Annotated in this window: 12 protein-coding genes and 1 pseudogene; 7 read left to right on the top strand and 6 right to left on the bottom strand. The window is 68.2% G+C overall.

The features are described 5' to 3' along the window. Positions 1 to 5: 5 nt before the first annotated feature. The 3 genes from ON43_RS16880 to ON43_RS16870 all read right to left on the bottom strand — a co-directional run bounded on the left by ON43_RS16880 (position 6) and on the right by ON43_RS16870 (position 4,320). On the bottom strand, positions 6 to 2,105 hold the full coding sequence (locus ON43_RS16880) for an amylo-alpha-1,6-glucosidase (protein ID WP_040808407.1): 2,100 nt from the start codon (positions 2,103 to 2,105) through the stop codon (positions 6 to 8). Next, the gene (locus tag ON43_RS16875; RefSeq protein WP_245568638.1) at positions 2,102 to 3,286 is read right to left on the bottom strand and encodes a glycosyltransferase family 4 protein; all 1,185 of its coding nucleotides are present in this window, start codon (positions 3,284 to 3,286) and stop codon (positions 2,102 to 2,104) included. Before ON43_RS16875 ends, ON43_RS16880 begins: the two co-directional genes overlap by 4 nt. 257 nt (positions 3,287 to 3,543) lie before the next feature. Then, positions 3,544 to 4,320, bottom strand: a complete 777-nt coding sequence (locus tag ON43_RS16870; RefSeq protein WP_083913466.1) for an AraC family transcriptional regulator — start codon at positions 4,318 to 4,320, stop codon at positions 3,544 to 3,546. 54 nt (positions 4,321 to 4,374) lie between these two features. Between ON43_RS16870 and ON43_RS16865 the strand changes: the two genes are divergently transcribed. After that, on the top strand, positions 4,375 to 5,385 hold the full coding sequence (locus tag ON43_RS16865) for a zinc-binding dehydrogenase (RefSeq protein WP_086007961.1): 1,011 nt from the start codon (positions 4,375 to 4,377) through the stop codon (positions 5,383 to 5,385). A 9-nt stretch (positions 5,386 to 5,394) separates the two neighbouring features. On the opposite strand, the gene ON43_RS16860 is transcribed toward ON43_RS16865, so the two are convergent. Continuing rightward, on the bottom strand, positions 5,395 to 6,048 hold the full coding sequence (locus ON43_RS16860) for a hypothetical protein (RefSeq protein WP_157514072.1): 654 nt from the start codon (positions 6,046 to 6,048) through the stop codon (positions 5,395 to 5,397). Between the two features lie 178 nt (positions 6,049 to 6,226). Between ON43_RS16860 and ON43_RS16855 the strand changes: the two genes are divergently transcribed. The 6 genes and pseudogenes from ON43_RS16855 to ON43_RS16830 all read left to right on the top strand — a co-directional run bounded on the left by ON43_RS16855 (position 6,227) and on the right by ON43_RS16830 (position 13,458). Further along, a complete protein-coding gene (locus ON43_RS16855; RefSeq protein WP_051178582.1) occupies positions 6,227 to 7,507 on the top strand; it encodes a glycosyltransferase 87 family protein in 1,281 nt (426 codons plus the stop codon). A gap of 87 nt (positions 7,508 to 7,594) precedes the next feature. Then, complete coding sequence (locus ON43_RS16850; protein WP_040808405.1) at positions 7,595 to 10,570, top strand: ATP-binding protein; 2,976 nt, start codon at positions 7,595 to 7,597, stop codon at positions 10,568 to 10,570. Positions 10,571 to 10,624: 54 nt separating this feature from the next. Then, entirely contained in the window at positions 10,625 to 11,005 is a 381-nt protein-coding gene (locus ON43_RS16845; protein ID WP_040808403.1) for a cupin domain-containing protein, read from the top strand. A gap of 12 nt (positions 11,006 to 11,017) precedes the next feature. Then, a complete protein-coding gene (locus ON43_RS16840; protein WP_040808402.1) occupies positions 11,018 to 11,302 on the top strand; it encodes a hypothetical protein in 285 nt (94 codons plus the stop codon). Beyond that, positions 11,299 to 12,738 carry an amidase gene (locus tag ON43_RS16835; protein ID WP_040808401.1) on the top strand — a complete coding sequence of 480 codons (1,440 nt, stop codon included), beginning with the start codon at positions 11,299 to 11,301 and terminating at the stop codon, positions 12,736 to 12,738. The genes ON43_RS16840 and ON43_RS16835 overlap by 4 nt, the downstream gene beginning before the upstream one ends. Before the next feature lie 38 nt (positions 12,739 to 12,776). Continuing rightward, positions 12,777 to 13,458, top strand: a pseudogene (locus tag ON43_RS16830) (PAS and ANTAR domain-containing protein). A gap of 11 nt (positions 13,459 to 13,469) precedes the next feature. Here ON43_RS16830 and ON43_RS16825 read toward each other — a convergent pair. Further along, positions 13,470 to 14,426, bottom strand: a complete 957-nt coding sequence (locus ON43_RS16825) for an alpha/beta hydrolase (protein ID WP_245568626.1) — start codon at positions 14,424 to 14,426, stop codon at positions 13,470 to 13,472. A 119-nt stretch (positions 14,427 to 14,545) separates the two neighbouring features. Continuing rightward, positions 14,546 to 15,301, bottom strand: a complete 756-nt coding sequence (locus ON43_RS16820; RefSeq protein ID WP_040808399.1) for a fumarylacetoacetate hydrolase family protein — start codon at positions 15,299 to 15,301, stop codon at positions 14,546 to 14,548. Positions 15,302 to 15,305 lie beyond the last annotated feature (4 nt).

Raw genomic sequence — 15,305 nt, 5'->3', positions numbered from 1 at the left:
TTGCCCTACAGCTGATTCAGCTGCCAGTCCGGCGGCAGCCCTTCCACTTTGGCGTCGGTGCCGCGCGCCTCGATGGTCACCGTCGCCGGGCCGAGCCGCAGATCCGTCAGCCGAATCGTGCCCGCTCGCTCGGGCAGGCGGGGCGCGATGGTGAGGGTGCGGGCGGGTACATCGGGGGCCAATCCCAGGAACGAGCGCATGAGCAGAAGCGGTGCGGCGCTTGCCCACGCCTGGGGTGAGCACGACGTGGGATACGGTACAGGGGAACGGAATTCGGTGCGGGGGAAGCCGCAGAACAGCTCGGGTGGGCGGGCGCCGAATTCCAGGATCGCTTCCAGGAGGCCGGTGGCCAGTCGGACGCTCAGGTCGAGTGCACCAGGGATGTGGCCGTAGCGGATCAGGCCGGCTACCGCGATGGCGGTGTCGTGGGGCCAGACCGAGCCGGTGTGGTAGCCCATCGGGTTGAATCGGCGGGCCATGGATGACAGTGTGCGCAAACCGAATCCGCTGTCGAGGTCGGTGGCGCCGAGGCGCTCGATCAGTTCGGCGGCGCGTTCGTCGGGGACGATGCCGGTCCACAGGCAGTGACCGGGATTGCTGGATACGACGTCGACGGGCTGTTTCGCGCCGTCGAGGGCCATGGCGTAACAGCCGTGCTCCGGCATCCAGAAGGCCTCGTCGAAGCGGGTTTTCAGGTCGGCCGCCTGCGCGCGGAGACGTTCGGCGGCAACACGGTCGCCCGCGGCCTCGGCCAGCTCGGCGCGACCGAGCCGGGCGGCGTAGACATAGCCCTGCACCTCGCACAACGCGATGGGTGGTTCGGCCAGGCGGCCGTCGGCGAAGCTGATCGCGTCCCAGCTGTCCTTCCAGCCCTGGTTGGCCAGACCGCGATCGGTCTTGCGCCGGTACTCGACGAAACCGTCGCCGTCGGGATCACCGTCGGAGTCGATCCAGGCCAGGGCCGCGTCCGCCGCCGGAAGCAACTGCGCGATGGCCGCGCCGTCGACACCCCAGCGCCGGCATTCGGCCAGCAGCATCACGAACAGCGGTGTGGCGTCCGCGGTGCCGTAGTAGACCGTGCCGCCCAGCACCCGATCACTGCCGGGACCGTGACGCCGCTCGTGCATGATGCGGCCCGGCTGCTCCTCGGTGAGCGGATTCGACTCGACCCCTTGCAGTTTCGCCAGCTGCCGCAGGGTACCCAGCGCCAGATCGGAATCCAGCACCAACGCCATCCAGGAGGTGAGCAGGCTGTCGCGACCGAACAGCGCCATGAACCAGGGCGCGCCCGCCGCCACGTAGGAGGTGCCGTCGGCCGGATCGTCGAGGCGCAGCACACCGAGATCGGTTTCGGTGCGCTGCAGGATGGTGTTGAGCCCGGCACCGCTCGCGGTGAGGGTCGTGGTGCTGGCGCGCCAGCGGCGAATCTTGTCCGCCGGGCTCTCCTCGTCGCCGTCGTCGAAATTCATCGGGGTGGCGCGGTGGTCGATGATCGGCTGGCAGTACACCGTCGTGCACCAGCTGCCGTGCGCCGGGACCACCACCTGCCAGGTCAATGAGCCGGGCTGGATCTCGGGATTCTCGGTGGCGGTGAGCACGACACCGCGACCGTGCCGGGCGCGGTCAGTCAATCGCAGCCCGTCCTCGGTGGCGGCGGATTCGCAGCTGCCGCCACCGACGCGTCCCTCCTTGACCGCGAACAGATCCGCGAAATCGGCGTCCACGCCCAGGGCTACGTGCACGGCGGTGTCCTCGTCGCCGAGGTTGCGCACGGTGATGATCTCGCGCATCCCCTCGCCGATCATCCGGCGCCGCTGCACCAGCACGGTGGCGTCGGCGATGCCGTGCGGCGGCGGTTTGCGCGCGACGAATCGCGCCCGGAACGGTTCCCGCAGCACCACCGAAAGCTGTTCCGGCGGCAGGCCGTCTACGCGCAGCTCCCAGCGCGACAGGATGCGCGCGTCACGATAGAACAGGCCGTGCGCGGTGCCCGAATGCATATCCCCGAGTTGGTCGGACAGGCAGAAGGCGCCGCCCTCGACCAGCGTGACCACGCCGGCGCCACCCTCGATGAGGACGGGTGGGCCGGCGTTGAAAACACTCACGCGCGTCCGCTCGGCAACTGGAGCGGCCGGGTCGCGGTCGGTGTCCGCCGACGAGTGCGCCGGACGACAGGCCGAGGCGCCGGTTCGGTCGCCTGCTCGATCACCCGGCGATAGGCAGCCTCGTACCCGGCCGCGAATCGGTCTGTCGCGAACAGGCTTTCGACGCGTTCACGGCAGGCGTACGGGTCGATCTCGCCGACACGGGCAATGGCGTCGGGCAACTCCTCCGGGTCGTCGCAGATCCACCCGGTGACGCCGTGCTCGATCACCTCCTCGACCGCGCCGCCGCGCAGCGCGACCACCGGCGTACCGCAGACCATGGCCTCGATCATGACGATGCCGAACGGCTCCTCCCACTGGATCGGGAACAGCAGACACCGTGCGCCGGCGAGCAATTGGCGCTTGGCCACGGCATCGGCCTCACCGAACACATCGTCGCCGTCGGCGAGCAGCGGGGCCACGAACTTGCTGAAGAAGGTGCGCTCGGGCAACTCGTTGCATTTGCCCGCCAACACCAGGCGCAATCCTGCGGTGTGCGCCGCCTCCAGGGCCAGATGCGGTCCCTTGTAGGGCGCATATCGTCCCAGGAACAACGCGTAGTCGAGCTTTTCGGTGCGGAATGGCCATTCTTCGGGGCGAATCGCATTGTGCACCCGCGCTATCCAATTCAGATCCGGTGCCAATGACCGCTGCCGGTCGCTGATCGCCACGAGCCGCACGCTCCGATCGAAAGACCGGTAGTACTCGTGCATTTCGGGATCGACCGGGCCGTGTACCGTGACGACGGTGGGAATGCCGAGCATTCGATACGCGGCCGCATTGCCCGGACCGGCGAAGGTGTGATCGTGCACGATATCGATCGGATCCCGGGCATGCAGATCCTCGATGATGCGCCAGGCCTTCATGGCATTGACGATCTCCGGATACGGCTCGCCCAACCGTCGGGTCTGCACCTCATCCCACACGCGGATGAACTCGGCCTTCGTCCCTGCCCGCCCCGCGCCGAGCAGGGTGACGCGATGGCCGTGCGCGACCAGCTCATCGGCCAGCGCGGCCACGACGGCCTCGACGCCGCCGTAACCCACCGGCGGGATATCGAAATACGGTGGTGCCACGAGCACGATATGCAGGGGCCGACTCGCGGCGGCGGCCACATGCTGTGGCGAATTTTCGGGTCGAATCTTCAGTAAATCCAGAGCATTCGCAAGCGATTCCTCGGACGGAAGTTCGCTACTCATTTCAAGACTCCTCGTAGTGAGTTGAATTGAGCCAAACCCTCGTCTACCGTGACACGAACACCCTGTGTCGGCAAGGATTTCATGTCCGATTCGAACCGCCGTAATTCAAAAGTTATGGGAATGTTTATGTCAGCGAATTTCGGGGTACCTCAATCGACTCCAGGAAATTTGAAATGCATTTTCCGGCGTATCGGAATGTTCTAGGCGCTGCGATAGCGGCCCGGGGTGGTGCCGACCAGGTTGGTGAAGGCCGCGATGAAGTGGCTGGGGTTCGACCACCCGCAGGCGTGGGCGGTGTGGGTGGCGTCATGGCCCTCGGCCAGCAGAATCAGGGCGTGGTAGATGCGGAGCTGAGTTCGCCACTCGTAGAACGTCATTCCCAGCTCGGTCTGGAACAGGCGGCTCAAGGTGCGGGAACTGGCGCCGATCGCACGGCCCAGCTCGGCCAGCGAGGTGTTGTCGGCGGGATGGTCGTAGAGGCGCTGGGCGAGCGCGCGCAGGCGGTCATCGCGGGGTTCGGGCAACTGCAGCGGCTGTTCGTGCGAGTCCTGGAACTCATCGACGAGGACCCGGCGCAGGCGGGTCTGCGCGGCGTTGTCGTACCTACGCTCGGCGTCCGGACCGGTCAGGGCCAGGACGAGTTCGCGCGCCAGGTCGGAGACCGCGAGGATGGCGGGCCGGTCCGGGATCGCGCGGGCCAGCGCCGGCGGCAGGAACAGGATTCGCATGTCGGTGTCGCCGTGTGCGCGGTGGTAGTGCGCGAATTCGGCTGGGGTCCAGGCGATTCGGTTGGCGGGGACGATCGAGGTACCGGCCTCGGTGTGCACCGACAGCACGCCGCGCGCCGCGTACACCAGATGCCCGCGCGGATGGGAGTGCGCCGCACTCGTGCCGCCCGACGGCCACAGATGCGCCCCGCCGGTGGACCACAGCCGCGAGGTCGGGCCGGTTTCTGATGCTTGGCGGCGAGCGGGCATAGGTTGGCATTCTATCGGTAGCCCGCCGCACCGCCACCCGGCCAGAGTGGGGGCATGCGCGAAAACACGAGCACGACCGAAAACATCGGCACCACAATGCGAGCCGCGGTCTGCGTCGGAGCCGGCGGCCCCGAAGTACTCGAGCTCCGCGAACTCCCCGTGCCGCGGGTCCGGGAAGGCTGGAGCCTGGTGCGAATCATGGGCACCGGCCTGAACCGATCGGAATTGCGTACCCGCCAAGGACATTCGCCGTCGGTGCGCTTTCCGCGGGTACTCGGCATCGAATGCGTGGGCATCGTGGCGGCCTCGACCGACCCCGGGCTGCCCGAGGGTACGACCGTGGCCGCGGTCATGGGTGACATGGGCCGCGAATTCGACGGCGGCTACGCCGAATACGCCCTGCTGCCCAACCCTCTGTTGATGCCGCTCGAAACGACCCTGCCCTGGGACGTGCTGGCCGCCCTGCCCGAGACCTACCTGACCGCGCAGGGCGCACTGGACGCCCTGGGCATCAGGTCCGGCGACCGGGCCCGCCTGCTGATTCGCGGCGGGACCTCCTCGGTGGGCATGGCCGCGCTGTCCATCGCCACCGGCTACGGCCTCGAAACCGCCGCCACCACCCGCAGCCGGGACAAGGCCGACGCGCTCACCGCGGCCGGCGTCGACCATGCCGTCCTCGACGACGGTGCGGTCGCAGCGCGAGTGCGCGAATTCTGGCCCGACGGACCGGATTACATTCTCGACCTCATCGGCACCGCCACCGCCGCCGACTCGCTGCAATTGGTCCGCCGAGGCGGAACGGTCTGCATGTCGGGCACTCTGAGCGGCTGGCTGATCCCCGACTTCGAGCCGATCGCGCTGATCCCGCCCGGAACCAAGCTCACCGCCTTCCACAGCGACACCTACAAGGGCGCGACCGCACTGCTGCAACGCGTCGTCGATCAGGTCGAAGCCGGTGTCTACCGCACCAATATCGACCGCGTCTTCCACCTCGACGAGGTCGTGAAGGCGCACCACTACATGGAGGACAACCAGGCCACCGGCAAGCTGGTCATGCTCCCGTGACGTCGATGACTAATGCCTGATTTTGCCGCCCCAGTTGTAGGTCTTCTTGTCGTACGGAGAAGTGGCCTGGTACAGCGTGAAGACGGTGTCCGCCGCGGGCAGCACGCTCATGGTGCACTGGTACATCTTCGCGCCGGTGGGATGGACCGGGCTGGCGATCTCGGAGACTGTGAAGTCGAGTTTTCCGCTGGTGCGGTTGATCCGGCCGTGCAACGCCCCGGGTATTCCCGCCGGTGCGCCGATCGGATACGCGGCCTCGTACCAGGTTCCGGGCTTCCCGGACTGTGCGGGGTATTCGTAGCCGATGACCCAGAACCTGAGCTCCGAGACCGCCACCTGGTTGGCGTTGCGCAGCACATTGTGCAGTTGATGCTGATTGGCCTCGCTCACGTAGTAGCTCATCTGGATCGGGGCCTGCGGATCGCCGTCCCAGTGCAGGCTTTCGATGATTCCGCAGGTGCGCATCTGTTTCGTGGCCGGCTCGTAGGCGATTCCGATGCCCGGGTACTGCGGAGTGTCGGGGTAGGTCGCCGGGGTCAAGACGTCCGGTGCGAGTTTGGTGGTGGCGTCGACGTGTAATCCGATCAGATAGCCGCACGGTTGTGGTCGCGGGTGCTTGTCGGGCGCCGCGGCGTATTTCCAATCCAGGCTGTAGTCGTACATTTTCGTCATTGTCCGCGCGACGGTGATCGAACACTTGAAAACCATTGTGCGACAGCATGATCGAAAGCAATTCGACCGGAACCGGTTGGTATGTCGTGGTGGCGCCGGGTGGCGAGCCGCCGCCGAGGTCACTACGGTGGGCCGGGCAATCGGGAAGGCCCAGACAATGGGGGTGAGCATGCCGGTATCGGCGTTCGACCAGGTGGCAGTCACACGGAAGGCTGCGCCGCAGCGGCGCTCGATACCTCTGCCGGTGGTGTGGGTGGTGGCGGCGCTGGGTGCGCTGGCCGGGTGGTACTACCTCGGGCAGGTGGCCGCCGCACCGAAGATGATGCTGCATCTGGTCGATCTCGGCGCCTACCAGGTCGCGGCCGAACGCGTGGTGGACGGGATTTCGGTCTACGACAACCCGTTGCGCGGGCACACCCGCGGGGTGTTCGAATTCGTCTACACGCCATTCGCCGCGCTGATGTTCGCGCCGCTGGCGTTCCTGCACGGATCGGTGTTCACCTGGGTCGGCGCGCTCGGCAATTTCGCCCTGCTCATCGGCTCGGTGTGGGCGGCGCTCACAGTGCTGGGCTACCGGTGGGATCGGCGGATGCTGATCGTGGGCCCGGCGGTCGCCGGACTGCTGACCCTGTGCGAGCCGATTCGCGAGACGATCGCCTTCGGCCAGGTCAATATCCTGCTGCTGCTTCTCGTGCTCGCCGATATGGCCCTGCCCGATTCCTCCCGCTGGAAGGGCGCGCTCACCGGTATCGCGGCCGGAATCAAGCTCACCCCGGTGTTTTTCGTGCTTTACCTGCTGGTCACCCGCCGATTCCGGGCCGCCGCCACCGCGATCGGCGCGCTCGCGGCCACCATGCTCGTGGGTGTGGCAGTGCTGCCGAAGGATTCGCTGACCTTCTGGAGCGGCGCCTTCGCCGACCCGACCCGCGTCGGCGTGCCGGAGAATCCGCAGAACGAATCGCTGCGCGGCATGATCGCCCGGTCCTTCGGGGCCGGCACCGCGGATCAGCTGTTGTGGCTGGCCGCCGCGCTGGCCATCGCCGCGGTCTGCCTGCTGCTGGCACGGTGGCTGTGGGCGAGCGGCCGCGAACTCCCGGCCGTCACGCTGTGCGGCCTGACCAGCACCGTGGTCTCCCCCTACAGCTGGATCCACCACTGGGTCTGGCTGGCTCCGCTGCTGATCTACCTGGCCCACTTGGCGATTCGCCACCGCAACCTGCCCACCGTGGCGGGCCTGCTGGTGACCTTCACGGTCTGCTCGGGCGGCGTCTTCGACCTCGTCGATCTGCACTACGGCAGCGTCTTCGACGTCCCGAGCCACGGCTTACTCGGCGTCTTCGACCACAACGCCTACATCTGGCTGACCATGGTCCTGTTCGCGGCGACCGCCCTGTGGCTGTACCGCACGCAGGTGGTGACCCGATCGGACCGGGCCGAGTCGCTGCGCTGACCGGTTTTCCCGTTGAAGATCATCCGTCGCGACCCGGACGTACAATTCGGCCAGATTCTCTGCTCGACCCGCTGAGCTGGAGGTGAGTTGTCCGCAACCGCCGCTCCGGGCACGACGGCCACGGTCGTCGCGCGGCTCGAAGCGGTGCGCGGGGGTAGCGGCGGCCTGGTCCTGGTGACCGGTGAGGCCGGAATCGGCAAGACCCATCGGGCCCGCGAATGGGCCGAGGTGGCCGAAGCGGCCGGATTCACCGCGGTCTGGGCGGTGGCACAGCCCGGCGCACCCGCTTACTGGCCGTGGATTCAGGTGCTGCGGGCGCTGTCGGTGTCCCGGGTCCTGCGCGATGTCGACGAAACGCTGGATCTGCGCGCACGATTCGAACTGTTCGAGCAGGTGACGGTCGAATTGGTGGAGGCCGCGGACCGCTCCCCGCTGCTGATCGTGCTCGACGATATGCACCGGGCCGATATCGCATCGGTGCGATTGCTGCACTATCTGGCCGAATCACTGCGACGCGCTCGGGTGCTTGTCGTCGCGACCCTGCGGCCCGTCCCTGGCGACGACGGCTGGGCCGAAGTCCTCGCCGCCGCCGAGGCGCAGCCCGTGCCGCCGTTGGGCGAGGCCCAAGTGGCCGAACTGCTCGCGACCGCGACCAACTCGTCGGCGGATCACCTTGCCGTGCAACGCATTCTGCTCCGCACCGGAGGCAATGCCTTCTTCGTCCGCGAGCTGGTCGGGCTCGTCGCGCACGATCCGCAAGCCCTGGAACAACTCCCGGAGACCGTCCGCGCGGTGGTCGCGGCGCGCGTGGCCGCCCGGTCGGCCGCCTGCCGTCAACTCCTGGCGGTGGCGTCGGTGCTCGGCATCTCCTCGCCGCTGCGGCGTGTGCTCGATGTCCTCGCCGAGCCCGTGGCCGAGGTCGGAGACCTGCTCGACGAGGCCGCCGCCGCGGGCCTGCTCGTGCTGGTCGACGGTGAGACGGTGCGGTTCGTCCACGAGATCGTGCGTGACGCGGTGTACGGGAATCTGCCCACGGCGCACCGCCACTACTGGCATGCGGAGGTCGCCGCGCGCATGTCCGCCGAGCAGCATCCCGAACCGGCGGCCATTGCCGACCACTGGCGTCGCGCCGGACCGGAGCATGCCGCCGAGGCTGGACGGTGGTGGCAGCGCGCCGGGGAGCAACGGCTGTCCGCTCTCGCGTATGAGGATGCCGCGCAATGCTTCGACCGTGCGTTGGAGTCCGTCGACGACATCGGCATCTGCCAATTGCGACTGGGCGACGCCTGTCTGGCCACCGGAGATGTCGAGCGGGCCCGGGCGGCCTACCTGGCGGCCGTGGCCACCGGACGACGCGACGGTGATGCGGACCTGGTCGCCGCGGGCGCGCTCGGCCTCGGATCCGGTCCGGCGGGGTTTGAAGTGACGCTCCAGGATCGGGAACAGATTTCCGCGCTAGAGGATGCTCTCGCTCTGCTTCCTGCGGAATCCGCGGCCACCCGCGCCAGAGTCCTGGCCAGATTATCTGTGGCACTGACCTATTCGACCGACAGTGGGCGGCGCGCGGAGTTGGCCGAGAGTGCCCTGCAGACCGCACGAGCCGCTGATGATGAAGCCGCCCTCGCCGCGGCGCTGGCCGCCCGCTGCGATATCCGCTCCGGCCCCGAGCACGTGGCCGAACGCCTGACCGACACCGAGCAGATCATCGACATCGCGCAGCGTGAGCGCGATGCGTCCCTGGAACTGGTCGGTCGCCGCATGCGGATTGTCGCCCGGCTCGAGCTCGGCGATATGGCCGGATTCGGCGAGGACGCCAGACAATTCGAGATTCTCGCCCGGTCCCTGCGGCAGCCGCTCTACCTCTGGTACGGCCCCCTGTGGCGGGCGATGACCGCCCTCGCCGCGGGCCGGTTTCCCGTCTGCGCCGAGGAACTCGCGGAAGCCACGCGCCTGGGTGAGATCGCGGGCAGCGCCAATGCCTTCGTGCTCACCTCGACCCTGCGCTGGTGCCTGGCCGCGGACACCGCGGACCGAGACGAACTCATCGAGCTCGGCCACCTCCTCGACGACATCGACGCGGTCTGGGTGTCGTTCACCAAGGCACTGGTGCACACACAGCTGGGCAATGTCGACGAAGCCCGCACCCAGCTCGATATCGCGGCACGCGAACGCGAGGCGCTGCCCCGCGACGGCAATTGGCTCGCCACCCTCGCCCAGGTCGCGGAGACGCTGGGCGTCGTCGGCCCGCACCCGATCGCCGAATGGGTCTACGAACAGCTACTCCCCCACGCGGGATTGTTCGTCGTGGAGGGCATCGGCGCGGCCCTGCGTGGATCCGTCGAGCGGCATCTGGGCCTGGCGGCCGCGACACTGGGCCGAAACGATCTCGCCGCAACGCATTTCGATCGAGCCTTGGCCGCGAACCGCCTCCTCGGAGCGCCGCTGCTGGTGGACAAGACGCTCGCCGACGCCCAGCGCTCACCTGCCAGCACACCGGCCGTCACGGAGGCGCACTTCGTGCGTGCGGGTGAGCTGTGGGAGTTCACTTTCGGCGGGCGCGCCGCGACCGTCCGCGACTGCAAAGGGCTGCACGATATCGCGCGGTTGCTGTCGCGGCCCGGAGTGCCCATTCCGGCGCTCGACCTCGTCGCAGCCCCGGGCCGCTCGGACGGCCATGCCGAAAACCTTTATGAGCCGGGCGATCTCGGCGAACTCATCGACGACCAGGCGCGCCGCGACTATCGCCGCCGACTCTCCGAACTCGAAGCCGAGGCCGACGCCGCCGACGCGGCCGGAGACACCGCGCGCTCGGCCCGCATCGCCGCCGAGCGTGACGCCCTGGTCGCACAACTCAGCGCCGCGTTCGGACTCGGCGGCCGCCCCCGCCGCACCGGCAGTCCCGTCGAACGCGCCCGCACCACGGCCACCGCCCGCATCCGCGACGCCATCCGCCGCATTACCGCGGTCCACCCCGAACTCGGCCGCCACCTGCGGCTCTCGATCAAAACCGGCACGGTCTGCTGCTACGAACCCGACGGTGAGGTCCGCTGGCTCACATCGTGAGGCCGTTTCTCACGCCTCCCGAGTAGCAACCGCTACTCACCGAGGAGGCATCCGATGCCACGCACCACCAAGTCCGAAGCGCCCATCGCCGTCGACGAGGACGTCATCGAGGCCCGCTATGTCGAACTCAACGGCTACACCGTCGGATTCGAGACCTTCAAGCAGGATTTCGATCCCGCCCCGCTGTTCACCGGACTGCCCGATGACCGCTGCCAGTGCTCGCACTGGGGCATCGTGGTCAGCGGCCGCCTCGTGCTGCGCTACGCCGACCACGAGGAGACCTTCACCGCCGGCGACGCGTATTACGCCGCGCCCGGCCATCTTCCGCTGGTCTTCGCCGGTTCGGAGGTCATCGAGTTCAGTCCGACCGAGGCGTTCGGGCAGACCATGAGCGTGTTGGAGCAGAACATGCAGTCCGCGGCCACCGGATCGTGACGGGAGGCGGTCATGTATCTCGCGGCTTACCATTTCGACGGCGATCCGGGCGTGCTCGTCGCCGCCTATCACCGGTTGATGGCCGATTTCCCGGAGGAATCGATCCTGCTGCACGCGGCCGTCCGCCGCGCCGACGGTCTCACCGTCTATGACGCCTGCCCCGATGTCGAGACCTTCCGCGCCTTCAGCACCGGTCCCGAGTTCCGCGAAACCCTCACCGCCGCAGGGCTTCCCGCGCCGCGGATCGAGCCGCTGGGTGAGGTCGAATCGAGCCGGGTCCGGGAGGTGACGATATGAGCGCCCCGGTCGTCCACGACCCGCTCGCCGCACTGGACGCCACCGCGCAGGCCGCGCTCGTCCGGTCCGGCGAGGTCCGGCCCGAGGAGTTGGTGCGGGCGGCGATCGACCGCATCGAGCGACTGAATCCGACGCTGAACGCCGTGGTCGACACCTGCTACGAGCAGGCGCTGGCCGCGGCGGCCGCGGCCGGCGGTCCGTTCGCGGGCGTGCCGTACCTGCTGAAGGACCTCGTCGTTGAGATGGCGGGCAGCCCGCTGACGGAAGGCTCGCGGTATCTGCGCGGGCACGTGTCGTCGCTGGATTCGGCCCTGGTCACGCGGCTGCGGGCGGCAGGGCTGGCCATCGTGGGCCGGTCGAACGCACCCGAGTTCGGGATGACCCCGACGGTCGAGTCGGAACTGCACGGTCCCTGCCGAAACCCTTGGGACATCACGAGATCCACCAGCGGATCCAGCGGCGGCTCGGCCGCCGCGGTCGCCGCCGGGCTCGTGCCGATGGCACACGGGAACGACCTCGGTGGTTCCCTGCGCTACCCCGCGTCGGCGTGTGGCGTGTTCGGATTCAAACCCACCCGGGCGCGGGTTTCGCTGGCACCGCTGTACGGAGACGTGATCAACGGCCTGGCCGTCGAGCACGCGATCACCCGCTCGGTGCGCGACAGCGCCGCCCTGCTCGACGCCACCGCGGGCGCGGAACCCGGCGACCCGTACCTCGCACCCGCCCCGGCTCGGCCCTTCGCCGAGGAGGTCCACATCGACCCGGGCCGCCTGCGCATCGCCTACACCGCACGCACCGCCGACGGTACGCCCGGCCACCCCGATTGCGTTGCCGCGCTGAATGACGCGGTGGCGCTGCTGGTTTCGCTCGGCCACGAGGTGGTCGAGGCCGACCTTCCCGGACTCGACGACCAGGTGGGCGCGGCCATCGGCACCATGTATCAGGCGGCGGTCGCCTGGATCGTCGCCCACTGGACCCGCCGCCTCGGACGCGCACCGGCCAACGGCGAACTGGAACCGCTCACCGGCGCGTTCTGGCAAGGCGGGCAAGCGGTTTCGGCGGCCCAGTACCTGCTCGCCATGGAGGACCTGCAACGCTTCGCCCGGCGGGTGGCAGCCTTCCTCGGACCGTACGACGCCTGGCTCACCCCCACCCTCTCGACTCCGCCTCTACCGCTGGGTGAGATCACCTCCACCCCGGAGGACCCCATGCGCGCACTGCAGAACGGTGGCCGCACAGTCGGCTATCCGGGTGTCGTCGCCAATATCACCGGCAATCCCGCCATGTCGGTCCCGCTCTGGTGGAACTCCGACGGCCTCCCGATCGGCGTTCACTTCCTCGGCCGCTACGCCGACGAGGCAACCCTGTTCCGCCTCGCCGCCCAACTCGAATCGGCCCGCCCCTGGTCGACCCGCGTCCCACCCGTCAGCGCGTAAGACCACACTCCCGGCGATGTCCAGGCCATACTGTGCGAATGGTGTCGCCCCAGGGATTCCCGGCCGTACCGTCTTCGGTCCCACCGTCGGGTGGGCAGTCGGCGCGGCCCACGGCCGGGAGCTTCCGGTTCTGGTTCGCGAGCCGGCGCTGGGAGTGGTCGCCCGAGGTCTATTCGATGCACGGCTATCAGCCCGGCGAGGTCGAACCCACCACCGAACTGCTGCTCGCGCACAAGCATCCCGACGATCGCGAACATGTCGCGGAGACCATCGCCCGCTCGGTCAGCGAGGGCAAGCCCTTCTCGAGCCGGCACCGCTTCATCGACACCCTCGGCAAAGAGCACCAGGTGATCGTGGTGGCGGAGAGCATTTCCGACAGTTCGGGAAACCCGGTCGGTACCGCGGGCTTCTATATCGACCTCTCCGACACCCTCGCCGAGGCCGAACGCGACGCCCCTCGACCAGCGCCTACCCGAGCTCGTCGAGGCCCGCGCCGTCATCGAACAGGCCAAGGCCGTCCTGATGCGCATCTACGGCATCAGCGCCGAACAGGCCTTCAAGATTTTGGTCTGGCGCTCGCAGGAGACCAACGTCAAACTGCGAGTCCTGGCCGCCCAATTGATCGCCGAACTCCCCTCGGTCCCGCCGCCGTCGCCCGCCATCGTGGCCGCCTTCGATCATCTCCTGCTGACCTTGCACCACCGCATCCCCGAGCTCTGACCGCCGCGCGCTCAGGCTCCGATCGCGGCGGCCATGATCGGCCAGAATTCGTGGAGATCGTCCTGCCAGTAGCCCCACGAGTGCGTGCCCGGATGCGAGCGATAGGTCGCGGGGATGCCGAGATACGACAGCCGCGATGCCAGCCGACGGGTGCACTGGCTGGTCGCGGCCTCGATCGCGCCGCCCTCGATGATCTGGGTCAGCAGGGTCTGCGTGCTGCCGTCGACGCGGTAGTCCTCGAGATTGTCGTGGCTGCCGGGAATCCCGGTGCCGCTGGAGAGATACAGCGTGTGACCGCGCAGCAGATCCGCGTGCAGCAGCGGGTCATTGTCGGCCCAGGCGGGGCTGCCCAATGGGCCCCACATGTTTTCGATATCGCCGCCGCCGTGCACGTGGGTGACCAGGTAGATGTAGGCCTGCCCGAGCGGGGTGCTGGTCTCGGCGCATCCGCTGAAGGCCCCGACCGCCCGGTAGAGCTGCGGGGCGGCCTCGGCGAGGGCCAGCGCCGCGGTGCTCGACATCGACAGTCCCACAAGGGCATTGCGGCCGGACGAATGCAGCACGGCCTCCATGATCGGCGGCAATTCGTCGATCAGGAATGTGCGCCACTTATTGCGGCCGAGGACGGGATCGTCACGCTGCCAATCGGTGTAATAGGTCGAGCCGCCGCCTTTGGGAATGACCACGGTGACACCGGTCGCGGGGGCGAAGTCCTGTAAGTCGGTCATCTGCGGCCAATCGACATCCTGTCCGGCGAGGACCGCGCCGATCAGCAGGTATGCCGTCGGGCGGCCCGCGCTGCCGCCGTCGGGTATCAGGACATCCTGTTCGATGACGCGGTCCATGGCCGCCGAATAGACGAAGATCGCGAGTTCGTTCGGGCCGCGCTGTTCGATGTGATCGAGATAGGCGCAGTCGGCTTGCGCATTCGAGACGGCCATGGGGACCAGGGCGAACAGGATGGCCATGACTGCCGTGTGAACCGTATTCCGCAGCGTACGAGAAGGTCTCATCGGCCCGGCAACCTTTGTATCGGCATATTCGGTTGCTTCTCAGGTTAGGAAGTTCAGCACCCTTGCGTTGTGGGTCACGGTATTGATTCGGTCACGGTATTGCGCAGCGTGCCGATTTCGGTGATCTCGACTTCGACGGCATCGCCGGGGACCATTGCGCCGACTCCGGCGGGACTGCCGGTGAGCAGAAGATCGCCGGGCTGCAATGTGATGAATCGGGTCACGTAGGCGAGCAACGCCGGGACGTCGAACACCATGTCCGCGGTCGATTCCGATTGCACCACACGGCCTTCCAGCCGGGTCGTGATGCGCAGGTCGGATGGGTCGTCGATCTCGGTCTCGATCCACGGGCCGAGTGGGCAGAACGTGTCGGTGCTCTTGGCGCGTGTCCACTGGCCGTCGGCCCGCCAGTCGTGGGCGGTGACGTCATTGGCGCAGGTATAGCCGAGGATGAAGTCCGCTGCCCGGTCGGCCGGAACCCGCCGGGCGGTGCGACCGATGACCACGGCCAGCTCGCCCTCGTACTCGAGCCGTCGCACGTCGACCGGTCGGCGGATCCGGGTCCCGGGTCCCGTGATCGCGTTGGGCGCCTTGAGAAAGAGGGACGGCTGCTCCGGTAGCGCCCGTCCTTGCGAGGCGAGGTGCCCGGCGTAGTTGCTGCCGGCGCACACGATGGTGGCGGGTTCGCACGGTGCCAGCAGTTCCAGCTCCGGCAATCGCGCGACCAGCTCTCCGGGCTGCGCTGCGCCCCAGGGGAACTCGTGCACCCGATCGCCCCGCAGGACCCCGCGCCCGACCCTTCCGTCGAGCGCGTATCGAACGATCCGCATCCTG

This window comes from Nocardia concava NBRC 100430, from assembly GCF_000308815.1.
Taxonomy (GTDB): Bacteria; Actinomycetota; Actinomycetes; order Mycobacteriales; family Mycobacteriaceae; genus Nocardia; species Nocardia concava.
Note: the sequence above shows the minus strand (reverse complement) of the source record. Positions and strands in the feature narration are given on the sequence as shown.